Raw genomic sequence first — 21,691 nt, 5'->3', positions numbered from 1 at the left:
TTCGTGAGTACGTCGCCCTCCTCGGTCCTCGTCGTCGGCGGTGGCGTCGTCGGCCTGGCCTGCGCCCACTACCTCGGCCGGGCCGGCCTCACGGTCACCGTCCTGGAACGGGACCGGCTCGGCAGTGGCGCCTCACGCGGCAACGCCGGCGAGATCTGCCCCGACCTCGTCGAACCGCTCGGCGCCCCGGGCGTCGCGGCCAAGGCGCTGACCGGCGTGTTCCGGCCGGACAGCCCACTGTGGATCAACCCGGTGCCGAGCCTCCCGCTGCTGCGTTTCCTCGCCGGTCTGGGGTTGCGCAGCACGGCCCGGCACCACACCGCCGGGGCCGCCGCGCTCGCCGCCCTCGCCGAGGGCACCTTCGAGACGTTCGAGGAGCTGGAGGCGATCGGGGTGGACGGCGGGGCCGGGAAGGACGGCTTCCTGTTCGCCTACCCGTCGTACGAGGACGCGGCGCACGGGCTGGGGGGCTTCCGCCGGCTCGGCGCGCCGGTCGCGCCCGAGGGGGTGCTGCGGGGCGCGGCGCTGGCCGAGGCGGAGCCCGCGCTCGGGCCCGCCGCCCGGGCCGGGTTCCTGGTGGAGCGTCAATGGGCCGTGGATCCCGGGCAGTTCGTGGACACGCTGGCCGAGCGGCTGCGTCGGGACGGGGCGAGCTGGTGGAGGGCGCCCGGGTGACGGCGGTGCGGGACGGCGCCGAGGGCGTCGAGGTCCGTACGACCGCGGGGACCCACCAGGCGGACGCGGTGGTCATCGCCGCGGGCGTCTGGTCCCGGGAGGTGTGCGCTTCGGCGGGGGTGCGGATCGAGGTGGCCGCCGGGAAGGGGTACAGCTTCTCGGTGCCGGCCGAGTCGCTGCCGAAGCGGCTGGTGCACCTGGGCTCCGCGAAGGCGGTGCTGGCGCCGCTGGGCAAGGGGGTGCGGGTCGCCGGGACGATGGAGTTCGACCGCGATCCGGACCGCTTCCGGCAGGGCCGCGTGGAGGCACTGGTGGCAGCCGCCCGGCCGTATCTGCCGGGCGCCGACTGGGAGCGGCGGGAGCAGGAGTGGATGGGACCGCGCCCGATGACCCCGGACGGACTGCCCCTGATCGGCCCGGTGCCCGGCCGCCCCCGAGTCCTGCTGGCAACCGGCCACAACATGCTGGGCCTGATGCTGGCCCCGGCGACGGGACGGCTGGTGGCCGGGCTTGTGACGGGGGAGGCGGAGCCGGGGCTGGCGGCGAGGTTCGCACCGGGCCGGTCGGTCCGGCGCGGGGGCGAGGTCCTGCCTTGGCGAATCAGGCGCTAGCCCTGGGCGGCCCTGGCGATATAGGCCGCGGTTCGCCCGCGCCCCAAGGGGCGCGGGGCGGTGTTGATATGCGGCTCCGCCGCGTGGGCGCGATCAGCCACAACGGACCCGCAGCCGCGAGACGGCCGATCCCACTCCCCCCGGGGGCGCCCCTCGCTCAGGCCCCGAGACCCATCAAAGCCACCTGCAACGGCAGCGCCGGCTCCTCAGGAAGAGCCGGAGGCTCCTCACCCCGGCCGGTGTGCGTCGGCGGGACGGCGCGCAGGCCGCGTATGCCGTCGGCCGCCCACTTGGCGTCCGAAGCGGGGAGCGACAGCGTCATGCGCCGCCCGTCGGCCAGCGTCGCTTCGAGCGTGGTCGAATCGTTCGTCTCCATGACAACTCACTCGCTTCCGTCGCGCCCGATGAAGATCCGCTCTCGACATGGAGGACGGATGAACAGGCGCGATGGTTCCCGCTGACGCCCCCGCACCCACGGCGACGACGCCCTACGCCCGCTCCTTCAGCGCCTGTTCGATGGTCCGCATCACCTCGTCCAGCGGCGCGTCGGTCCTCGCCACCGCCACCAGCACCTCCCCCTCCGAGGCCACGGAGGCGGGCGACGTGCGCGGCGCGGTGTCCCGGCCGGCGCCGATGCCCGTGCCGAACGTTCGCCGCACGATCGCGAAGGCGTGGTCGAGCTGTGTCTCCACGTCGCCCTGGCCGCCGGCCCGCAGCCAGCGCCGCAGGACGTGGTTGTGCGCGGTGACCACTGCGGACGCGGCGACCTCGGCCAGTAGCGGGTCGTCGTTGGCGTCGTCGTCGTGGGCGTGCTCGTCGAAGTGGCCGAGGAGATAGCGGGTGAAGAGGCGCTCGTAGCGGGCGACCGACGCGATCTCCGCCTCACGCAGGGTGGGCACCTCACGCGTCAGCTTGTAGCGGGCGACCGAGATCTCCGGCCGGGCCGCGTACATCTTCATGACTTCCTTGATGCCACGGCACACGGTGTCGAGCGGATGCTCGTGCGCGGGGGCCGCGTTGAGCACCGCCTCCGCGCGGATCAACGTGTCGTCGTGGTCGGGGAAGATCGCCTCTTCCTTGGAACGGAAGTGGCGGAAGAACGTGCGCCGGGCGACCCCGGCCGCGGCCGCGATCTCGTCGACGGTGGTCGCCTCGTACCCCTTGGTCGCGAACAGCTCCATCGCCGCGGCCGCCAGTTCGCGGCGCATCTTGAGCCGCTGAGCGGCCGCGCGACTGCCTGCGGCACTTTCCGGCGCGTCGGGCGTGGCTGGTGTACGTGAGGACCTGGCGGGCTGGGACATGACCCGAACGTACTGCATGTCCGCAGCTTGATGCGCATGTACGGGGTTTCCCCCGCCCTGGGCGGGCGGGGGCCCTTCGGCCGGGTCGAGCAGTCCGCCCCAGTCCCGGTCGCCTCTGAACCAGTCGCCGATGCCGTCAGCGCCGGGCATATTCGCGGAAGCCGCGACCCGTCTTGCGGCCGAGGCAGCCCGCGGCCACCAAGTGCTCCAGGAGCGGCGCCGGAGCCAGCCCCGGGTCGCGGAACTCGCGGTGCAGGACCTTCTCGATCGCCAGCGAGACATCGAGCCCGACGACGTCCAGCAGTTCGAACGGACCCATCGGGTAGCCGCCGCCGAGCTTCATCGCCGCGTCGATGTCGTCGAGCGACGCGTAGTGCTCCTGCACCATCTTGATCGCGTTGTTCAGGTACGGGAACAGCAGTGCGTTGACGATGAATCCGGCCCGGTCACCGCAGTCCACGGCGTGCTTCCTGATCGTGCCGCAGACCTCGCGGACCGTCGCGTGGACGTCGTCGGCGGTCAGCACCGTACGGACGACCTCGACGAGCTTCATCGCCGGCGCCGGGTTGAAGAAGTGCATGCCGATCACGTCCTGCGGACGCGAGGTGGCGCGGGCGCACGCGACGACGGGCAGCGAGGAGGTGGTGGTCGCCAGCACCGCGCCCGGCTTGCAGACCTTGTCCAGCGTGGCGAACAGCTGCCGCTTGATCTCCAGGTCCTCGGCGACGGCCTCCACGGCCAGGTCCACGTCGGCGAACGCGTCGTACGTACCCGCCGCGGTGATCCGGTCCAGGGTCTGTGCGGCGGCCTCGGCGGTCATCCGCCCCTTGTCGACGGAGCGGGCGAGCGACTTGCCGATCCGGGCCTTCGCGGCCTGCGCCTTCTCCTCGCTGCGGGCGGCGAGCACGACCTCGTACCCGCCCTTGGCGAAGACCTCCGCGATCCCGGACGCCATGGTGCCGGAGCCCGCGACACCGACCGAGCGGACCTCGCGGCCCGGGGTGAGGGCGGCCCCCTCCAGCGGCGTCAGCGCGTCCCGCACGACGGTGGCGCTGCCCGGCGCCTCGTACGTGTAGAAGCCGCGGCCCGACTTACGGCCCGTCAGGCCCGCCTCGCTGAGCTGCTTGAGGATCGGGGCGGGGGCGTGCAGCCGGTCGCGGGACTCGGCGTACATGGCCTCCAGGACCCTGCGCGCGGTGTCGATGCCGATCAGGTCGAGCAGGGCCAGCGGGCCCATCGGCAGTCCGCAGCCCAGCCGCATCGCGGCGTCGATGTCCTCGCGGGAGGCGTACTTCGCCTCGTACATCGCGGCCGCCTGGTTGAGGTAGCCGAACAGCAGCCCGTCGGCGACGAACCCGGGCCGGTCGCCGACCGCGACGGGTTCCTTGCCGAGGTCCAGGGCGAGGTTAGTGACCGCGGTGACGGCCGTCGGCGCGGTCAGCACCGAGGAGACGACCTCGACCAGCCGCATCGCCGGCGCCGGGTTGAAGAAGTGCAGCCCGAGCACCCGCTCGGGGCGGGCCGAGTCGGCGGCCAGGCGCGTGACCGAGAGCGCGTTGGTGCCGGTCGCCAGGATCGTCTCGGGGCGCACGATCCCGTCCAGCTCGCGGAAGATCTGCTGCTTGATCTCGTACGACTCCGGAGCCACCTCGATGACCAGGTCCGCGTCGGCGGCGGCACTCAGGTCGGCGGAGGTGCGGATGCGGCCAAGGAGCTCCGCACGCTCCTCCTCGGTGATCCGGCCCCGCTCCACGGCGCGGGCGGTCGAGGCCTCCAGCGCGGCGACGGACCGGGCGGCCACGGCCTCGCTGATGTCGATGCCGATGACCTCGCGCCCGGCCTTGGCGAGGACTTCGGCGATACCGGTGCCCATGGTGCCGAGGCCGACGACGGCAACGGTCTTGAGCGGGGACAGAGGGGTGTCGGACAGGGGAGTGGCCATCGCGGGACTCCTGGAATGAGGGTGACGACTGGAAACGCGCCCGGGTGCGCCGAAGGGGGCCCGACCGGAGTCGAAGCCGAACCATGAGCGCACCGGATGCGGTGGAAGTGCGGGTGTTGCCGGGCTGCGAGCGCACACGCCCGGTGCCGTCGCTGCGGACGTGCACACGTCCGAGGAGCGGTGATGACCGACCGGCCCTGTCCCGTGGCCGAGTCGTACTGCGGTACTCGATGTACCGAACCGACTGCTTCTCGCGGCAGCTGCGTCACCAGGCCGCCGTGAGGAGTTCGCGAGTGGGTAACTCGCTCGTATGAGCTTAACCAGTGGGTAACGAGCGCGCTAGTCCCCGAGTTTGTGATGTAGGTCCCGATCGCCGACCGACCCCTCTACGCTCGCCTTCATGGACGAAGAGTTGCGATCACTCACGGAGCGCTTACGGCAGGAGTCCGGGGCGCCGGCCGCGTACGACCGCCTCCTCGAGACCGAGGACGCCGACGAACTGGCGGACCTGCTCACCGCGCCGGGACAGCCCCTGTGGGCCCGGGAGCTGGCCGCGTTCCGGCTCGGCCTCGCCGGGGACCGCCGGGCCTTCGAGTCCCTCGTCCTGCTCCTGAACCACCGTGACCCGCAGCGCTGTGCCTCCGCCGCCCATGCCCTGGCCCGCCTCGGCGACCCGCGTACGGCCCGCGCGGCAGCCGCCCTCGCCACCAACGAACTCCGGGTCGCCTACGCCCTGCATCCGGTCCGGCTCCTCGTCGACCTGCGCGCTCCCGAGGCCGTGCCCGCCTTGATCACCACCCTGGAGCGCAGGCTGCGCCCGCACGATCCCCACCGCCGCGTCGCCCTCGCTTGCGTGGAGGGTCTCGGCGCCCTCGGTGACACCCGGGCCAGACGCGTCCTGAACGAGGCCCTGGCCCACCCGACGCTCGCGGAGGCGGCCGTACGGGCGCTGGCGCGGATCCCGGGTCAGCGGTGAGCCGTCAGGCGACGGGCAACTCGCGCGCGTACCGCACCTCGGGCACCTCGACCCCCTCCACGTCGAAGGGCTCCTCGGTGCCGTCGGCGAGGAAGCCCGCCCGTTCGTAGAAGCGCCGGGCGCGGGCGTTTTCCTTGAGGACCCAGAGGAGCATGCGGGGGTGACCGGCGGCCGTGCAGTGGCGCAGCGACTCTTGAAGCAGGGCGTGGCCCACGCCGGCGCCGTACCGTCCGGGGGCCACGTAGATCGCGTACAACTCGGCGTCCTCGGTGCGTACTTCGCCGTCGCGGTACGGGCCGTGGCAGGCCCAGCCGACGACCTCACCGGCCAGCTCGGCGACCAGGTCCACCACGCTGTCGTCGGCCTGCGCGAAGTAGGCGCGGCGGCGCACGGCTTCCTGTGCCACGTCCATGGCGTCCAGGTACGACTGCGGGACCAGCCCCTGGTAGGCGCTCTGCCAGCCCCCGACACGGATCTGTGCGACGCGGTCGCAGTCGGCCGAGGTCATGGGGCGGATGTGTATGCGGTCGTCGTCCATGGCGGCACCCTAGACAGCGGTCACCCGAGTCGGCCTGCCATTAACTCGGCGAACTCGGCGAACTCGGCGGACTCGGCGAATCCGGCACCACGGCGAACGCCTCGACCTCCATCAGGAACTCCGGCCGCACCAGCCCGGCGACCTGCACGGCCGAAGCGGCCGGCAGCCGGTCGTCGGGTATGTGCTCGGCGCGGGCCGCGCGGACGGCGGGCAAGTGCGCCATGTCCGTGACGAAGTAGGTGAGTTTGACGACTTCGTCGAAGGTCGCCCCGGCCGCGGCCAGGCAGCGTCTCAGGTTTTCGAAGACCTGGCGGGCCTGGGCCGCCGGGTCGCCCGCGCCGACGAGCCTGCCCTCCTCGTCCAGGGCGAGCTGGCCGGAGACTGCGACGAAACGGCCCGTGCCCAGCACGACGTGCGTGTACTGGGCGGCGGGGGCGACCCCGTCGGGGGCGGGAATCCTGGTCAGCTCACTCATGCGTCCATGGTGGACCACGGGTCTGACAACGCCCCCACGGGCCGTCAGCGGCTGAGCGGCCGAGCGACTCAGCGGCTCAGTGCCGGAAGCCGACCAGCTCGTGCAGTTCCGCGCCCCGCGACGACATCGACGTGACCTTCGAGTTCAGTGGCTTGGGATCGGGCTGCGCCTCGCACACCGCGTCCGCCTCACCCGCGCCGCGCGGCACCGTGCCGTCGGTCAGGTAGGCCACGAGGTGCTTGTCCAGGCAGGCGTTCCCACTCAGCGTGATGGCGTGGTTGCCGCCGCCCCGCTCGACCACCAGGCTGGACCGGGCCAGCTTCCGGTGCACCGTGACGCCCCCCTCGTACGGGGTGGCCGCGTCCTCGGTCGCCTGGAACAGCAGTATCGGCGGCAGCTTGCCGTTGTCGATGTTCACCGACGGGAGCGAGGCCGTCGGCCAGAACGCACACGGTGCGTTGTACCAGGCGTTGCTCCAGGTCATGAACGGCGCCTTCTCGTACACGGCCCAGTTGTCCGCCCGCCACTGATCCCAGTCGCGCGACCAGGCGGCGTCACGGCACTGCACCGAGGTGTAGATGCTGTAGCTGTTGTCGTCGGACGAGTCGGAGGCGCCGAAATTCTCGTACGCCTCGATCAGCGGGTCGGCGTCCTTGTCGTTCACATACGCCGCGAACGCCTCGGCGAGGTAGGGCCAGTAGCCGTTGTAGTAGCCGCCGGGGATGAAGGTGTCCTCCAGTTCGGAGGCGCCCACCTTGCCGTCGGCCGGCTTCCTGGCCAGGGCCGCCCGCATCGCGTACCACTTGGCCTCGATCTTGGAGGGATCGCTGCCGAGCTTGTACCTGGCGTCGTACTTGGCGACCCATGCCATGAAGGCGCGGTGGCGGTCGTTGAAGGCGTGGTCCTGCGCGATGTTGGCCTCGTACCAGACGCCGGTCGGGTCGACGACCGAGTCCAGGGCCGCGCGCCGCACCCGCTCCGGGAAGAGCTTGGCGTAGACCGCGCCGAGATAGGTGCCGTACGAGTAGCCGAAGTAGTTGATCTGCTTCGCGCCGAGTGCCGTACGGATCCGGTCCATGTCGTGCACGGCGGCGATCGTGTTCATGTACGGCAGCACGTCCGCGTACTTCTCGCCGCAGGCCCGTGCGAAGGACTCGGCGCGCTGGAGGTTGGCCCGCTCGATCGACTCGGTCCTCGGCACCGAGTCCGGGCGCACCGCCTCGAAGTGGCCGGGCCTGCAGTCGAGGGCGGGCTTGCTCTTGCCGACGCCGCGCGGGTCGAAGCCGATGACGTCGTACTGCGTTGCCACGGCCTTGGGCAGTGCGGCGGCGACGAATCCGGCGAGCGTCAGACCGCTGCCGCCGGGGCCGCCGGGATTGACCAGAAGGGGGCCCTGGTACTTCTTCGCGGTGTGCGGGACGCGGGACAGTGCGAGCGTGATCTGCCGTCCCTGCGGACGGGCGTGGTCGAGCGGGACCTCGAGGGACGCGCACTGGAGCGTCGGGTAGGTCTTGGTGCCGCACTTCTTCCAGGTGAGGGGTGCGGCGTGGGCGGTTCCCGCGGTGTGCGGGGCGCGCGCCTCGGCGGGGACGGCCGTCACGGTCCCGGCCATGAGGGCGGCGGCACCGCACAGCACGGCTGCGCGTTTTCGCATGGGGTCCTCCCAGGACGGAGGGTCGCGGACCGCGAGTGCCACGGTCCTCGCCGCATCGTCCCGGCGTGGACGCCCGGAAGAACTCATTCTGTCGAGACTTGACTCGATTGGGTCGAGGGATGCGCTCGAATGCTCTCAGATGAGCGTAAGTTGGGTCGGTTCGGTCATCGCGGGCTCGGTCGGCTCGGCCGGCTCGGGCTCGTGGATCCGTCGGGGCATCCCCGCGCGCGTGGGGCCGATGCCGTACTCCTGGGCCAGGTCGTGCACCTGACGGGTGATCCGGCGCTGGTACCACTTCGGCGCGTAGGCGCCGTCCGCGTAGAGCCGCTCGTAGCGGCGCACCAGATGCGGGTGCCGACTGCCGAGCCAGGCCATGAACCACTCGCGGGCCCCGGGCCGCAGATGCAGCACCAGCGGGGTGACGGAGGTGGCCCCGGAGGCGGCGATCGCCCGCACGGTGGCCCGCAGTTGGGCCGGGTGGTCGCTCAGGAACGGAATCACGGGCGCCATCAGCACACCGCACCCGAGTCCGTGCTCGGTGAGCGTGCGGACGACGTCCAGACGCCGCTCGGGAGCGGGCGTGCCGGGCTCCACGCTGCGCCACAGCTCGGGGTCGACGAAGCCGACCGAGACGGAGATGCCGACGTCCGTCACCTCGGCCGACTGCTTCAGCAGGTCGAGGTCGCGCAGGATCAGCGTGCCCTTGGTCAGGATCGAGTAGGGGTTGGCGTGATCGCGCAGGGCGGCGAGGATGCCCGGCATCAGGCGGTAGCGGCCCTCCGCGCGCTGGTAGCAGTCGACGTTCGTGCCCATCGCTATGTGCTCGCCCAGCCAGCGGCGCGAGGACAGCTGGCGGCGCAGCAGCTCCGGCGCGTTCACCTTGACCACGATCTGGGAGTCGAAGCCGAGGCCCGTGTCCAGGTCGAGATAGCTGTGGGTCTTGCGTGCGAAGCAGTACACGCACGCGTGCGAGCAACCGCGATAGGGGTTGACCGTCCACTCGAAGGGCATGCGCGAGGCGCCCGGTACCCGGTTGATGATCGAGCGGGCCCGGATCTCGTGGAACGTGATCCCGGCGAACTCGGGTGTGTCGAAGGTGCGGGTCACTACGGCGTCCGCGCCGAACAGCGCGGTGTCGGCCCTGCTGTGGTCGGACTCCAGGGTGAGGTTGTCCCAGCGCATGACGCCTCCTCGGTAGCACTGCCCCCAGAATAGAACACATGTTCCCTTGATCGTGCGTGGAGAGGGTGAAACTTTCCGACGGGGGTCTGTTGGGGGACCCGCTACCCGACTGGGAGGTCCTGACATGGCCAGTAAATTCACCGAGCTCGCGATCGACTGCGCTGATCCCCATGGGCTCGCACGGTTCTGGTGCTCGGTCCTCGACTACGAGGTGAAGGAAGAAGACGAGGGCGAAGGATTTGTCGCCATCGGCTCCCCCGCGGAGCCCGAAGGCGGGAATCGCCCGGGCCCGGTGCCCCCGACGTTGACCTTCGCGCGTGTACCCGAGGGCAAGACGGTCAAGAACAGACTCCACCTCGACGTCAACCCGACCGACCGGGAGCAGGACGAAGAGGTCCGCCGCCTGCTCGGCCTGGGTGCCCGACACGCCGACGTCGGCCAAACGGGCGAGGAGAGCTGGGTCACGCTCGCCGACCCGGAGGGGAACGAGTTCTGCGTCCTCGCGAGCCGCCGCCCCTGAGCGTGCTTCGATTTCGATCACTGTGCGATCGGTTCGGGAAGCTGAGCGGGACCCCGATTTGGGCGGTGCGGGAGCGGGGTGGTTGGCTTGCTCCAACCCCCGAGAAATCAGGTCCTGGAGGAAGTCAATGGCGCAGGTCGAGGCCACTACGGAGCGGGTCGTCGCGGCGGACGCGGAGAAGGTGTTCGACGCCCTCGCCGACTACAGCGGCACCCGGCAGAAGCTGCTGCCCGAGCACTTCAGCGAATACGAGGTGCGCGAGGGCGGCGACGGCGAGGGCACCCTCGTCCACTGGAGGCTCCAGGCGACCAGCAAGCGGGTCCGTGACTGCCTCCTGGAGGTCACCGAGCCCACCGACGGTGAGCTCGTCGAGAAGGACCGCAACTCCTCCATGGTCACCACCTGGCGGGTCACCCCGGCCGGCGAGGGCAAGTCCCGCGTCGTCGTCTCCACCACCTGGCAGGGCGCAGGCGGCATCGGCGGCTTCTTCGAGAAGACGTTCGCGCCCAAGGGTCTCGGCCGGATCTATGACGCGGTGCTCACCAAGCTCGCCACCGAGGTCGAGAAGTAGTCGAGAGTCAAGTCCCCGGTGTCCGCAGGCCCTTGGCCTCCTCACCGGATCGAGTGGAACTCCCTCGTGTCCGGGACGGCACCGTAACTCGCCGTGCTTGCTCGTAGTTGTCGCCTATTGCGGGAATTGTGAGCAGGTACGGCGAGGGGAGCGGTACGTGGGCGGCACGACTCTGGTGCAGGACGAGACGGTCACCGCACCTCCTCCACCTGCTCCGCCCCAGGGCACCGAGAGCCAACTGAGCCCACGCCGGGTGCGACTGGTCTTCTTCGGGCTGATGCTCGCGCTGCTGCTGGCCGCGCTGGAGCAGATGATCGTCGCCACCGCGCTGCCGAAGATCGTCGGCGAGCTGCACGGCCTGGACAAGATGTCCTGGGCGATCACCGCCTATCTCCTCACCGCCACCATCGGCCTGCCCATCTACGGCAAGCTCGGCGATCTCCTCGGCCGCAAGGGCGTCTTCCAGTTCGCGATCGTCGTCTTCGTCGTCGGCTCCGCGCTCGCCGGGCTGGCCGAGACCATGGACCAGCTGATCGCCTACCGCGCCCTCCAGGGCGTCGGCGCGGGCGGGCTCATGATCGGGGTCCAGGCGATCATCGCGGACATCGTGCCGTCCCGGGAGCGCGCTCGCTTCATGGGCCTGATCGGCGCCGCGTTCGGCCTCGCCTCGGTCGCCGGGCCCCTGCTGGGCGGCTACTTCACCGACCACCTGTCCTGGCGGTGGTGCTTCTACATCAACGTCCCCTTCGGCCTCGTCACCCTGGCCGTCGTCACCGTCGTACTGAAACTGCCGAAGCCGAGGGCGAGGGCACGCTTCGACGTCCTGGGCTCGCTGCTGCTGGCCGCCGCCTCCACCTGCCTTGTCCTGCTGACCAGTTGGGGCGGCACCGAGTACCCGTGGGACTCCCACGTCATCCTCGGCCTCGGCGCGGGAGTGGTCGTCGCCACCGTGCTGTTCCTCGTCGTCGAGCACTTCGCCGTCGAACCCCTCATCCCGCTGCGGCTGTTCAGGGACTCCGTCTTCAACGTCACCGGCCTGGTCGGCCTCGTGATCGGGGTCGCCCTGTTCGGCGCGGCCAGCTATCTGCCGACCTTCCTGCAGATGGTCGACGGGGCCACGGCCACCGAGTCGGGCCTGCTCATGCTGCCGATGATGGGCGGCATCGTCGGCGCCTCGATCATCTCCGGTCAGCTCATCAGCCGCACCGGCCGCTACAAACTCCACCCCGTGCTCGGCAGCGCGCTCTCCGTCGTCGGCATGTGGCTGCTGTCCCGCCTCGAAGTCGACACGCCCCGGCTGCACTACAGCATCTGGATGGCCGTCCTCGGCGCCGGTATCGGCATGGTGATGCCGGTCCTGATCCTCGCCGTGCAGAACTCCGTGCGCCCCGCCGACCTCGGCACCGCCACCAGCGCCAACAACTACTTCCGGCAGATCGGCGGCAGCGTCGGCGCCGCGATCTTCGGCACCCTCTTCGCCGGCCGGCTCGCCGACGCCCTGGCCGTACACCTGCCCGCGCGCGCGGGGGGCGAGCTGCCCGACCCCGCGTCCATCACCCCGCAGCTGGTCCACGCCATGCCGCCGGACCTGCGCGACGGCTACATCCGGGCGTACGCCGAGGCCATGCCGCGCATCTTCCTCTACCTGGTGCCGGTGCTCGTCCTCGGCCTGCTGATCGCCCTTTTCCTCAAGGAGAAGCCCTTGATCTCCCACGACGTCCCGGCCCTGGAGACGGAACCGGCGCAGGTGAACGCCCCGATCCCCCAGACCCGTTCGCCGCACACCGCAAGCGTCCCCGTCCGGGGCACGGTGCAGCACCCCGACGGCACCTTCGTGCCGCGCGCGGCGCTCACGCTCATCGATGTCGCCGGGCAGCAGATCGGACGCGGCGCGAGCGGCGACGACGGGCGGTACGCGCTGGCGACCCCGGGCCCCGGGGCGTATGTGCTGATCGCCGCGGCGGGCGGCCACCAACCGCAGGCCGTGTCCGTGACCGTCGGCGAGCGCCCCGTGGAGCTGGACATCGTGCTCGGCGGTGCCGGACGTCTCGCCGGGCGGGTGCTCACCCCGGACGGCACGCCCGTGGACGCCACGGTGACGCTCACCAATGTTCACGGCGAGGTCGTCGCCACCACCCGCAGCGGCCGTGAAGGCGGCTATGTCATCACCGAGCTGGTCGCCGGCGAGTACACGCTCGCCGCCAGTTCGCCCGCCTTCCGTCCGGCCGCCGTCCCCGCCACCGTGAAGGCGGCCCGCGAGACCCGCCAGGACATCGAACTCGCCGGCGGCGCCCTCCTGCGCGGCACCGTGCGGGCGGGCGGCGGGCGGCCCGTCGAGGACGCGCGCGTGACGCTGCTCGACGCGGTCGGCAACGTCATGGACACGCTCACCACCGGCCCTGACGGCACCTTCCGGTTCGTCGACCTCGCCACCGGCCAGTACACCGTCATCGCCACGGGTTACCCGCCGGTCGCCACCGTGCTCCAGGTCGCCGGAGGAGGCCGAACGGAACGCGACCTTCAGCTCGGCCACGAGGACTGAGCCGGAGACCGGTGCACGCGCCTGTCCTGCGAGGACGCCTCCCGCTCGGCACCCTCACGCGCCCCCGCGCTCCCGGCTCACCAATTCCCCTATTGCCGCACATCACTTCCGCCCGGAGCCGTACGGTGGAGTAGGCGGCAGATCTTGCGGAGCCGTGGGGAGAGAGGGCCTGGGTCATGGACCGTGGCACCGAGAGGGACGGCGCGGTGGCGGAACACGCCGCGACCGGCCGCATCCCGCTGGCCGTGGTGGTGGTGGACCGCGGAGGCCTCGTCTCCCACTGGAGCTCCGGCGCACGCCGTCTGTTCGGCGCCGCCAAAGAGGAGGCGATCGGACGCCCGGCCGTCGATCTGCTGCCCGTCTCCGGAGCGCTGCCCGAGGACGAGGACGTCTCGCCGTACGGGGCGTTCTCGGCGTACGACGGACTCGGCCACGACCTCGAATCGTCCCTCGACGGGCGGCTGTTCTACCCGGCCGCGGGCCGCGCCCGCCTCACCGTGCCCGAGAGGGACCGGGTCGACGTCCTGTGGTGGGCCTACCCGCTGGTGGGCCCCGGTCCTGAGCGGCTCCTCGTGCTCGGCGCCGACGTGGGTCGGCTCCAGCAGGACGACGACGGCGAGGACCCCGGCTTCGACCGCGTCGCCCCCGGATTCGCCCTGCACACCGACTTCCCCGGCGCCGAGGAACTCGCCCGCGGGCTCCCCGAGATCCTGCCCAGCGTGAGCGTCCAGGAGAGCGCCCGCATCGTCGGCCAGATCCTCGAACTGGGCTACCCCGTCCTGGAGTTCAGCCAGAACGACCGGGTGCCCGTCACCCCCGACTGGGGCGTACCCCGCCGCGCCGAGCGCAAGGCCCGCCGCGAGCGCGCCGCACGGGCCGCCGCCGAAGGCCTGCCGTTACCGAAGGAGTACGCCGACGAGGGCGAGGACCTCGAATACGTCGCCGTACGCGAACACCTGGAGTTCCTCAACGAGGTCAGCGGCCGCATCGGCACCTCCCTCGACCTGTCGCGGACCATCATCGAGGTCAGCAAGGCCGTCGTCCCACGCTTCACCGACGTCGCCGGCACCTACCTGCGCGAACAGGTCGTCGCCGGCGAGGGGTTCCCCGACGGCGTACCGGACACGACCACCCTGTGGCACCGGGTCGCCGTCGAGCACACCGACGAACCCGGCCGGTGGGACGACGTCGTGCCGGTCGGCGAGGCCATGCCCTTTCCGGCGCACACGCCGTTCTTCCAGTGCATGACCAGCGGCGAGCCCGTCCTCGTGCCGCGCATCAGCGAGGAGATGGGCCACGCCATCGCCTCGCAGTTCGAGAAGCGCGACATCCGGCCGCTCATCACGAGCCGCTCCATGCTGGTCGTACCGCTCAAGGCCCGCAATGTGGTGCTCGGCTTCATGATCCTGCTGCGCCACCCCGAGCGGCCCGTCTTCAACGACATGGACCGCGTCACCGGCGCCGAACTCGCCGCCCGCGCGGGCCTCGTGCTCGACAACGCGCGCATGTACACCTACCAGGAGTCGGTCGCCGAGACCCTCCAGGACAGCATGCTGCCGCACATCCCGCCGCGCATGGCGGGCTGCGACATCGCGACCCGCTATCTGCCGGGTACGTTGCTGGGGCGGGTCGGCGGAGACTGGTTCGACTCCGTGAAACTGCCCGGCGCCCGCACCGCCCTCGTCGTCGGCGACGTCATGGGGCACGGTCTCAACTCGGCCGCCATGATGGGTCAGTTGCGTACGGCCGTGCAGACCATGGCCGCCCTCGACCTGCCGCCCGCCCAACTGCTGCGCAACCTCGACGACCTCGCCCAGAGACTCGGCGACACCTACCTCGCGACCTGCCTGTATGCCGTCTACGACCCGATCGCGAGCGAACTCCATCTCGCCAACGCCGGGCACATCCCGCCCGTCCTGGTCCGTGCCGACGACGGACGCAGCGAGCTGCTCGACCTGCCCACGGGGGCGCCGATCGGCGTCGGCGGGGTGCCCTTCGAGGCGGTACGCGTGCGCGTGGCGCCCGGCGACCGGATCGTGATGTGCACCGACGGCCTGGTCGAGGTGCGCGGCGAGGACATCGGTGTCGGCCTCGCGACCCTCTGCGAGTCCGCCGCCCACCCGGCCGCGTCCATGGACGACGCCTGCGACACCATCATCCGCGCCCTCAACACACGCGGCGGCCGCAAGGACGACGTGGCCCTGCTGATGGCCCGGCTCAACGGCATCGAGTCGGAGGACGTCGTCGAATGGCGGCTCTCCGCCGACCCGGTGGAGGTGTCCCGGGCCCGCGCCGTCGTCCGTGAACAGCTCCACGACTGGGGTCTCACCCGCCTCGCCCGCACCGCGGAACTGCTGGTCAGCGAACTCGTCACCAACGCCGTACGGCACTCCCACAGCCGCCCCGTCGAACTGCGCCTCATCCGCGGTGACACGCTGCTGTGCGAGGTGGACGACGACGATCACGAGCTGCCGAACCTGCTCAACGCCGGCCCGGAAGACGAGGCCGGGCGTGGGCTGCGGGTGGTGAGCACGCTCGCGCGTGAGTGGGGCACCAGCCGTACGAGCGCTGGGAAGACCGTCTGGTTCGAACTCACGCTCCCACGACGCTGATCGCTTGTGCCCATGGAGGGCACGAGGGCGCACGAGTGTCGAATGGGGAGTGAAGGAATGCGCCACACGCTTGTAGCCGTCACCGGCCCGCGATAAACCGTACTCGCCCGTCACTTCACGGCGGGTCGGCGTCGCACCCTGGGGAGTCGGTCATGAGCGTGACGAATCGGTACCGCGAGGCCTGGGAGGGCTTCTGGCGTGAAGCCTCCGACGAACAGGGGGCGGTGTTCTGGGACGCGGAGCCGGGCCTGACCGCCGGCCGCCATCTCGCCCTCTTCGAGGCGCACCTGACCGATCCGGGCCTGCCGATGGTGGACCTGGGCTGCGGCAACGGCACACAGACCCGCTTCCTTGCCGACCGCTTCCCCCGCGTCATCGGCGCCGACCTGTCCGCCGCCGCCCTCGACCACGCCCGGCGCGCCGACCCCGCCGGGCAGGCGGCGTACCGGCAGTTCGACGCCGTGGAGAAGACCGAGGCCGAGACGCTGCACGCCGAACTCGGCGACGCCAACGTCTACATGCGGGGCGTGCTGCACCAGGCCGAGCCCGACGACCGGCAGCTGATGGTGGACGGGATCGCCACGCTGGTCGGCGAGCGCGGCCGGGCCTTCCTCGTCGAGCTCTCCGAGTCCGCCAAGCCCGTCCTCATCGGCCTCGCGCAGGGCCCGGCGGGCCCGCCGCCCAAGCTCGCGCCCATCTTCCGGCACGGCATCGCCCCCGGCGAGGTGGCCGACGCCGCGGTGCCGGAGTATCTGCGTGCGGCCGGACTCACCGTCCTCGCGAGCGGTGAACTGCCGCTGATCACCACGGAGTACGGGCCGGACGGCGCTCGTATCGAGCTGCCGTCGAAGTGGGTGGTCGCGGGCCGGGCGGCGTGACGGTGTGGACCACTTGACGGCAGTGGTCCTCCGGCGCGTCCGTGCGCGCCGGAGGACCAACTCGCCGTAGCCGTCGATCAGTTGACGGTACGTCCCCTGCGGTACGCCACCCAGCCGGTGGCCAGCAGCGCCGCCGCGAGCGCGGCGACGGAGAGCACGGTGACGCCGGTGGAGGCGAGGCCGCCACCCGTCGTCGAGGTGCCGGTGCCGCCGGATCCGCCCGTGGTGGACCCCGTTCCCGTGCCGCCGGTGCTCCCGCCCGTCGTGCCCGTACCGGCGGAGCCGCCGTTCCCGCCCGTGCCGCCGGTGCCTTCGTCCGTGTCCACCGGGTCCTGGCCGACGAAGCTGACCGGGACCTTGACGTCCTGGGAGCGGTCGCCGGAGAGGGTGTGGTCGTTGCGGGTGGCCAGGACGCACTTGGCCTTGAAGCAGTCGGTGTACGCGTCCTTGGCGTCGACGGTCAGCTCGACGTCGAAGGTGCCGCCGGAGCCGTACGGGATCGCCAGCTCCTCGCCGTAGTCCGGCGGGTTGGAGGAGATCCACGCCGAGGAGTGCGAGCCGCCGGTCATGTCGACGCCGCCGATGCACGGCGTGGGCAGTTCGCCGTCGCCGTTGTCGACGCACAGGGCGACGTAGATGCCCTTCTTCGTGTCATAGCCGGTGCCGGTGATCTTCAGGGTCTGGTCCTCGGTGGCGAGGTTGTTGACCGGGGTGACGGTGAGCTTCTGGCCGTTCGGGCCGGTGACGGTGTTGGAGCCGAAGGGCTCGTCGGGAGTCTCGTCGCCGTCCCCGTCTCCGTCGCCGCCCCCGTCATCGGTCTCTTCCTCGACCGTGAGCGTGATCGGTGAAGTGCGCGTCGACCCCACGGAGTTCGTGAACTCGGCTCGGTACCGGTACCCGTCCTGCGCCGCCTTCGCGGTGAAGGAGTACGCGTTCTCGGTCGCGCCCTCGACCGTCGACCAGGTCTGGCCGCCGTCGGGGCTGACCTGCCAGCGCACGGTGGGCTCCGGGGTGCCTTCGGCGGCGGCGACGAAGGTCACCTCGTCGCCCGGGGGCACCGTCTGGTCGGTGGGGGACTGGACGACCTTCGGGGAGACGCGGCGGTCGAGTTTGACGACCTTGCTCTCGGCCTGGTCGGTGACGTAGATGGACGTGGCGCCGGGGGCCACGGCGACGCCCGCGTAGGCGCCCGCGCGGTTGCCGGGCAGGGCGACGGGCTCGGCCGCCCGCTCGGCCGTGGCGCTGTCGTAGATCTCCAGGGCGCCGACGTTGTCCGCGCCGTCGTCGGCGGTGCCCCAGTCCTCGCGCAGGACGAAGGCCTCGCCGGTCGCCTTGTCGAAAGCCGTCGCCGTGGCCCGGTCCTTGCCGGTCAGCTTGGCCAGCTGCTTGCCGTCCTTGTCGAAGACGAGGACATCGTAGGAGCTGCCGACCCACACGTTGCCCGTCGCCGGGTCCGTCTCGACGAAGTAGACGGAGGCTGCCGGGAGTTCGACGGTGGCGGTGACCGTGAGGGAGCCGGTGTCGACGCGGTACAGCTTGCCGCCCGCGGAGTCGGCCGACCATGCGGTGCCGCGTGCGGTGTCCACGTCGAGGATGCCGCCGCCTGCCAGGGTGGCGCTCTTGGTGACGGTGCCGGTGGCGGTCTCGACCTCGGAGAGGACGGCGCCCTGGGCGACCAGCGTGCTGGACGCGTCGCTGCCGGGACCCACGCCGGTGACCGAGCCGCCGGTCAGCCACACGCCCTTGGCGGCGGTGTCGCCGCCCTTCGCGGTGCCTATGCCGCGCAGCGGGTAGTGGAAGGCGACGCCGTCGCCGGACAGCGGGGCGGCGATCCAGCGGACCACACGGGCCGCGAGCGTGCCGGTGGCGCCGGGGGCCTGCTGGACGTGGCTGAGGAGTTTCCCGTCCTTCGGGTCGATGGCGTACAGACCCTGCTCGGCGACGTCCGCGGTGTCGGGGATGTTGTCCGAACCGACGTACAGCTTCCCGGAGTCGGGGTGCAGGAGCAGGTCCAGTGGGCGGCCCGCGGTGGTGAACTCGGCGGCCCGCAGGTAGCTGACGGTGCCCGGCGGCACGTCCACACCGTCGCCGTCGTCGTCCCCGCCGCCGGGGTCCTGGCCCTCGAAGGTGACGGGGATACGGACGTCCTGGGAGCGGTCGCCGGGGTTGCGGTGGTCGACGCGGGTGACGACCGAGCAGGTGACCTTGGTGCAGTCGAGGCTGCTGTCCTTGGCCTTGACGTCGATCCCGACGTCGAAGGTGCCGCCCTCGCCCCAGGTGACGGCCAGGTCGCCCGCGTACTCGTCGCCCTCGGGGACGATCCACTGCGAGGAGCTGCCGGTTCCGTTCTCGTCGGCGCCGCCCAGGCAGGGGGTGGGGACGCGGTTGTCGCCGTTGTCCTTGCACAGGGCGACGTAGATGGCCTTGGTCGCGTCGTAGCCCTCGCCGGTGACGCGCAGTGTCTCGCCGTCGGGGGCGAGGTTCGCGGAGGCGGAGACGGTGAGTTTCTGGCCGTCCTTGCCGAGGGCCGTCTTCGGTGTGTCGGAGGCCTGTGCGGTGGAGCCGAGCGTGACGGCCGCGGCCACGAGCGCGGCGGCGCCGAGGAGGGCCGCGGGGCGTCTGAGCCGGCGTCCGGCCCGGGCCGGCGGTCTGGGTTCGTCGGTCATGGAGGGTCCTCACTGGTCGGGTGCGCCCGGCACCCCGGGGATACCGAGGGCCGGGCCCGCCTGTGGGCCCGGCCTGACGGGCGCTTACTGGAAGGCGATCGGGACGTGCACGTCGTAGTTGCGGTCCTCGCTGTCGAAGTGGTCCGCCCGCGTCACCACGGCGCACTCGACGTCCTGGCCGCAGACGCTGCCGTCGTCGAGGGTGGCCTTGACGTAGATCTGCACGCTGAAGGTGCCGCCCGTGCCGAACTTGGAGCTGTTGGCGAACATGCCGCCGAAGGTGTTGTTGACCCAGTGCGAGGCGCCGGTGGAGCCGTCCTCGTCCTGGCCGCCCAGACACGGGGTCGGCTTGTTCGCGCCCTGTGCGCCGTCGACCACGCACAGGCTGACGTAGACGCCCTGGCCGGTGTTGTAGCCGGAGCCGGAGACGGTGATGACCTGGCCCGCGGCGGCGGCCGTGTCGGGGGAGGTCAGCGAGAGGTTGTAGGTCGTCCCGCCGTCGGTGACCGTGCGGGTCGAGGTGGCGGCGGAGGCCGAGGTGGCCAGGCCCAGGGTCAGGGCGGCGGAGGCGGTCACGGCGAGAGCGGCGCGGGCGGCGGTGCGGGCGGGGGGAACGGGTCTCATGGTGAGCTGTTCACCTTTCTCGGTGTGGGCGCCTCGATGTGGGCGAGGCACCCAGCGGGGGGTTAGGTAAGGCAAACCTAAGTATGAAGGCGAGCTGTTTGTCAACGGACGGCAAAGAGCCCAACTGGCCGACACCGCAAGGGATTTGGGCATGCTGAGGAGCGGGCCGTGTCGCCCGCTCCTCGTTACTCATGTGCTAGGTCCGCGCCCGCACGCCGAAGTCCACGACGGCCCGGCGTTCCCCGGTCACCGTGGAGAGCGCGACGGTGTGCGCGCCCTCGGTGGCGGTGCCGTACACCGGGAAGGTGCGGGAGATCCGCCCCGCCTCGTCGGCCACCGCCTGGTACCGGGTGTCGTCGTCGATCGCGACGAGGACGACCTCGCCCGGCTCGAACCCCGCGCCGGTGACCTGCTGTTCGGCGCCGGGGGAGAGGGTGGTGCGGGTGACGGTGGCGGACGGGGCCGTCGTCGTCTGGTGCGGGGGCGCCGCCGGTTTCTCCTCAGGGGTGCCCGGGGTCGGCCGTGGTGTCTCCTCGGGTGCGGCTTCGGCCGATTCGCCGCCGGTCCCCACCGTCAGGTCCAGTACCCCGTAGGCGTCCCCCGCCGTGAACTCCCCTCCGCTCCACTCGGACAGCAGCGCCGCCCCGTCCTGGGTGAGCGACGCCCGCAGCCCGGTCCAGGTCACGCCGCTCGTGCGTACGACGGGTTCGGCGCCGGATTTCACGTCGGCCAGGGCGAGTTGGCGGGCCCGGCCATTGACGACCGTCCGCGCGTAGAGGGCGCCCGCGTCGCCGTCGAGCCGCAGCCGGAGCCCGCTGAGGGGCAGGGGTTGCGTGCCGGTGGGGGAGGTCAGCAGGGCCGAGCCGCCCAACTCGACGTCGGCGTCGCAGGTTGCGGGGTCGGCGGCGCCGCTGGTCGTCGGGAACCAGGCAAGGTCCGCGGGTCCCTGTACGCCGGGTTCGGCCACATCGAGCGAGATGCCCTGGTCGTCGAGGTCGGCGGGTGCGGTGTTCCAGCTCGCGTAGCCGCCGGACATGTCACGCGGGGGCGTGTCCCCGTCCTGTGCGGTCGCGCCGCCCGGACACAGCAGTACGAGCAGCGCGCCGCCCGTCACGGCGGTGGCGCCGGGTCTCTTCGCCATCTTCAAGTCTCCCTGTGGAATCCGGGTCGGTTCAGCCGGCGGTCGTGCCCCGTCGCCTGCGTGCCCACAGCCAGGCGCCGGTGCCGGCCGCGACCAGTGCCGCCGCCGTCGCTCCGGCCGTCAGGGCGATGGAACCGGTGCTGGCGAGCGGCCCGTCGGACGCCGTCTCGGTGCCGTCGCCCGAACTGCCCGTACCGCCACCGCCGGTCGTGCTCGCGCCGGCCGTCGCGGTCGGCGTCGCCGTGGTGTTGTCGCCGCTCGACGTACCCCCGCCGCTGCCGCCGAAGGTCACCGGGATCCGGACGGTCTGGCTCTGGTCGCCGCCCCGGGTGTGGTCGTTGCGGGTGATGACGGCGCATTTCACGCCGGACTTGGTGCAGTCGGTGTTAGCGTCCTTGGCGCGCACGGTGAGCTGCACGCTGAACGAGCCCTTGTGGCCGCTGCCCTTGTACGGTTTCGCCAACCCCTCGCCGTACGACGGCGGGTTGGAGGAGATCCAGGCGGACGCCCCGGACTCGCCGGACATGTCCACTCCGCCCACGCAGGGCGTGGGGGTCTTTCCGGCGCCGTTGTCCACGCAGAAGGCGACGTAGATGCCCTTCTCGGTGTTGTAGCCGGAGCCGGTCACGGTCACCGTCTCGCCGCCCGCGCTGAGGCCGGAGGACTTGGAGACGGTGAGTTTCTGGCCCTCGGGGCCCGTCGCCGAGCCGCCCGCCGCCGAGGCCGGTCCGACGGCCGAGAGCAGCAGGACGGCTGCCCCCGTCAATCCGAGAGTCGGTCCAA

The 21,691-nt window shown here is 71.6% G+C and carries 17 protein-coding genes and 1 pseudogene; 7 read left to right on the top strand and 11 right to left on the bottom strand.

What is annotated here, in order from left to right:
- The first annotated feature begins 3 nt into the window (after positions 1 to 3).
- Positions 4 to 1,286 (top strand): annotated as a pseudogene (locus ACIA8X_RS10095) (NAD(P)/FAD-dependent oxidoreductase).
- A gap of 157 nt (positions 1,287 to 1,443) precedes the next feature.
- Here the strand turns inward: ACIA8X_RS10095 and ACIA8X_RS10090 are convergent.
- The 3 genes from ACIA8X_RS10090 to ACIA8X_RS10080 all read right to left on the bottom strand — a co-directional run bounded on the left by ACIA8X_RS10090 (position 1,444) and on the right by ACIA8X_RS10080 (position 4,529).
- Positions 1,444 to 1,662: a hypothetical protein gene (locus ACIA8X_RS10090; RefSeq protein WP_393445259.1), complete on the bottom strand. Its 219-nt coding sequence runs from the start codon at positions 1,660 to 1,662 to the stop codon at positions 1,444 to 1,446.
- Positions 1,663 to 1,774: 112 nt separating this feature from the next.
- Positions 1,775 to 2,587, bottom strand: a complete 813-nt coding sequence (locus ACIA8X_RS10085) for a TetR family transcriptional regulator (RefSeq protein ID WP_393445257.1) — start codon at positions 2,585 to 2,587, stop codon at positions 1,775 to 1,777.
- A 136-nt stretch (positions 2,588 to 2,723) separates the two neighbouring features.
- Positions 2,724 to 4,529, bottom strand: a complete 1,806-nt coding sequence (locus ACIA8X_RS10080; protein ID WP_393445255.1) for a 3-hydroxyacyl-CoA dehydrogenase family protein — start codon at positions 4,527 to 4,529, stop codon at positions 2,724 to 2,726.
- Positions 4,530 to 4,929: 400 nt separating this feature from the next.
- Between ACIA8X_RS10080 and ACIA8X_RS10075 the strand changes: the two genes are divergently transcribed.
- Positions 4,930 to 5,505, top strand: coding sequence for an adenylosuccinate lyase (locus ACIA8X_RS10075; RefSeq protein WP_393445253.1), 576 nt, complete (start codon positions 4,930 to 4,932; stop codon positions 5,503 to 5,505).
- 4 nt (positions 5,506 to 5,509) lie between these two features.
- Here ACIA8X_RS10075 and ACIA8X_RS10070 read toward each other — a convergent pair whose 3' ends face one another.
- The 4 genes from ACIA8X_RS10070 to ACIA8X_RS10055 all read right to left on the bottom strand — a co-directional run bounded on the left by ACIA8X_RS10070 (position 5,510) and on the right by ACIA8X_RS10055 (position 9,354).
- A complete protein-coding gene (locus ACIA8X_RS10070; RefSeq protein ID WP_399458159.1) occupies positions 5,510 to 6,043 on the bottom strand; it encodes a GNAT family N-acetyltransferase in 534 nt (177 codons plus the stop codon).
- Positions 6,044 to 6,083: 40 nt separating this feature from the next.
- A complete protein-coding gene (locus ACIA8X_RS10065; RefSeq protein ID WP_393445248.1) occupies positions 6,084 to 6,518 on the bottom strand; it encodes a RidA family protein in 435 nt (144 codons plus the stop codon).
- Positions 6,519 to 6,594: 76 nt separating this feature from the next.
- Complete coding sequence (locus ACIA8X_RS10060) at positions 6,595 to 8,172, bottom strand: alpha/beta hydrolase (protein ID WP_393445246.1); 1,578 nt, start codon at positions 8,170 to 8,172, stop codon at positions 6,595 to 6,597.
- Between the two features lie 135 nt (positions 8,173 to 8,307).
- Positions 8,308 to 9,354, bottom strand: a complete 1,047-nt coding sequence (locus ACIA8X_RS10055) for an Rv2578c family radical SAM protein (RefSeq protein ID WP_393445243.1) — start codon at positions 9,352 to 9,354, stop codon at positions 8,308 to 8,310.
- 124 nt (positions 9,355 to 9,478) lie between these two features.
- Here ACIA8X_RS10055 and ACIA8X_RS10050 point away from each other — a divergent pair, with 124 nt between their 5' ends.
- The 5 genes from ACIA8X_RS10050 (at position 9,479) to ACIA8X_RS10030 (ending at position 16,477) form a co-directional block, all read left to right on the top strand.
- Positions 9,479 to 9,874, top strand: coding sequence for a VOC family protein (locus tag ACIA8X_RS10050; protein WP_393445240.1), 396 nt, complete (start codon positions 9,479 to 9,481; stop codon positions 9,872 to 9,874).
- Positions 9,875 to 10,001: 127 nt separating this feature from the next.
- Positions 10,002 to 10,445, top strand: a complete 444-nt coding sequence (locus tag ACIA8X_RS10045) for an SRPBCC family protein (protein ID WP_393445237.1) — start codon at positions 10,002 to 10,004, stop codon at positions 10,443 to 10,445.
- A gap of 157 nt (positions 10,446 to 10,602) precedes the next feature.
- The gene (locus ACIA8X_RS10040) at positions 10,603 to 12,987 is read left to right on the top strand and encodes an MFS transporter (RefSeq protein WP_393445234.1); all 2,385 of its coding nucleotides are present in this window, start codon (positions 10,603 to 10,605) and stop codon (positions 12,985 to 12,987) included.
- Between the two features lie 176 nt (positions 12,988 to 13,163).
- Positions 13,164 to 15,599, top strand: coding sequence for a SpoIIE family protein phosphatase (locus ACIA8X_RS10035; protein ID WP_393445232.1), 2,436 nt, complete (start codon positions 13,164 to 13,166; stop codon positions 15,597 to 15,599).
- A 152-nt stretch (positions 15,600 to 15,751) separates the two neighbouring features.
- Positions 15,752 to 16,477 (top strand): class I SAM-dependent methyltransferase, encoded by a 726-nt coding sequence (locus ACIA8X_RS10030; protein WP_393445230.1) that lies wholly within the window; start codon positions 15,752 to 15,754, stop codon positions 16,475 to 16,477.
- Positions 16,478 to 16,554: 77 nt separating this feature from the next.
- Here ACIA8X_RS10030 and ACIA8X_RS10025 read toward each other — a convergent pair whose 3' ends face one another.
- The 4 genes from ACIA8X_RS10025 to ACIA8X_RS10010 form a co-directional block, all read right to left on the bottom strand.
- Positions 16,555 to 19,143, bottom strand: a complete 2,589-nt coding sequence (locus tag ACIA8X_RS10025; protein ID WP_393445227.1) for an immunoglobulin I-set domain protein — start codon at positions 19,141 to 19,143, stop codon at positions 16,555 to 16,557.
- A gap of 84 nt (positions 19,144 to 19,227) precedes the next feature.
- The gene (locus tag ACIA8X_RS10020; protein ID WP_393445225.1) at positions 19,228 to 19,767 is read right to left on the bottom strand and encodes a hypothetical protein; all 540 of its coding nucleotides are present in this window, start codon (positions 19,765 to 19,767) and stop codon (positions 19,228 to 19,230) included.
- Positions 19,768 to 19,963: 196 nt separating this feature from the next.
- Positions 19,964 to 20,908, bottom strand: a complete 945-nt coding sequence (locus ACIA8X_RS10015) for an HtaA domain-containing protein (protein WP_393445223.1) — start codon at positions 20,906 to 20,908, stop codon at positions 19,964 to 19,966.
- 31 nt (positions 20,909 to 20,939) lie between these two features.
- Positions 20,940 to 21,674, bottom strand: coding sequence for a hypothetical protein (locus ACIA8X_RS10010; protein ID WP_393445221.1), 735 nt, complete (start codon positions 21,672 to 21,674; stop codon positions 20,940 to 20,942).
- Positions 21,675 to 21,691 lie beyond the last annotated feature (17 nt).

Source organism: Streptomyces sp. NPDC051738 (genome assembly GCF_044453205.1).
Taxonomy (GTDB): domain Bacteria; phylum Actinomycetota; class Actinomycetes; order Streptomycetales; family Streptomycetaceae; genus Streptomyces.
This window is presented reverse-complemented; position numbering and strand designations above follow the sequence as displayed.

Coding starts and splice junctions, on each gene's coding strand:
- ACIA8X_RS10065 (WP_393445248.1), bottom strand. CDS start 6,518: ATGAGTGAGCTGACCAGGATTCCCGCCCCCGACGGGGTCGCCCCCGCC.
- ACIA8X_RS10030 (WP_393445230.1), top strand. CDS start 15,752: ATGAGCGTGACGAATCGGTACCGCGAGGCCTGGGAGGGCTTCTGGCGT.
- ACIA8X_RS10045 (WP_393445237.1), top strand. CDS start 10,002: ATGGCGCAGGTCGAGGCCACTACGGAGCGGGTCGTCGCGGCGGACGCG.
- ACIA8X_RS10055 (WP_393445243.1), bottom strand. CDS start 9,354: ATGCGCTGGGACAACCTCACCCTGGAGTCCGACCACAGCAGGGCCGAC.
- ACIA8X_RS10075 (WP_393445253.1), top strand. CDS start 4,930: ATGGACGAAGAGTTGCGATCACTCACGGAGCGCTTACGGCAGGAGTCC.
- ACIA8X_RS10090 (WP_393445259.1), bottom strand. CDS start 1,662: ATGGAGACGAACGATTCGACCACGCTCGAAGCGACGCTGGCCGACGGG.
- ACIA8X_RS10080 (WP_393445255.1), bottom strand. CDS start 4,529: ATGGCCACTCCCCTGTCCGACACCCCTCTGTCCCCGCTCAAGACCGTT.
- ACIA8X_RS10085 (WP_393445257.1), bottom strand. CDS start 2,587: ATGTCCCAGCCCGCCAGGTCCTCACGTACACCAGCCACGCCCGACGCG.
- ACIA8X_RS10070 (WP_399458159.1), bottom strand. CDS start 6,043: ATGGACGACGACCGCATACACATCCGCCCCATGACCTCGGCCGACTGC.
- ACIA8X_RS10035 (WP_393445232.1), top strand. CDS start 13,164: ATGGACCGTGGCACCGAGAGGGACGGCGCGGTGGCGGAACACGCCGCG.
- ACIA8X_RS10015 (WP_393445223.1), bottom strand. CDS start 20,908: ATGGCGAAGAGACCCGGCGCCACCGCCGTGACGGGCGGCGCGCTGCTC.
- ACIA8X_RS10050 (WP_393445240.1), top strand. CDS start 9,479: ATGGCCAGTAAATTCACCGAGCTCGCGATCGACTGCGCTGATCCCCAT.
- ACIA8X_RS10020 (WP_393445225.1), bottom strand. CDS start 19,767: ATGAGACCCGTTCCCCCCGCCCGCACCGCCGCCCGCGCCGCTCTCGCC.
- ACIA8X_RS10025 (WP_393445227.1), bottom strand. CDS start 19,143: ATGACCGACGAACCCAGACCGCCGGCCCGGGCCGGACGCCGGCTCAGA.
- ACIA8X_RS10060 (WP_393445246.1), bottom strand. CDS start 8,172: ATGCGAAAACGCGCAGCCGTGCTGTGCGGTGCCGCCGCCCTCATGGCC.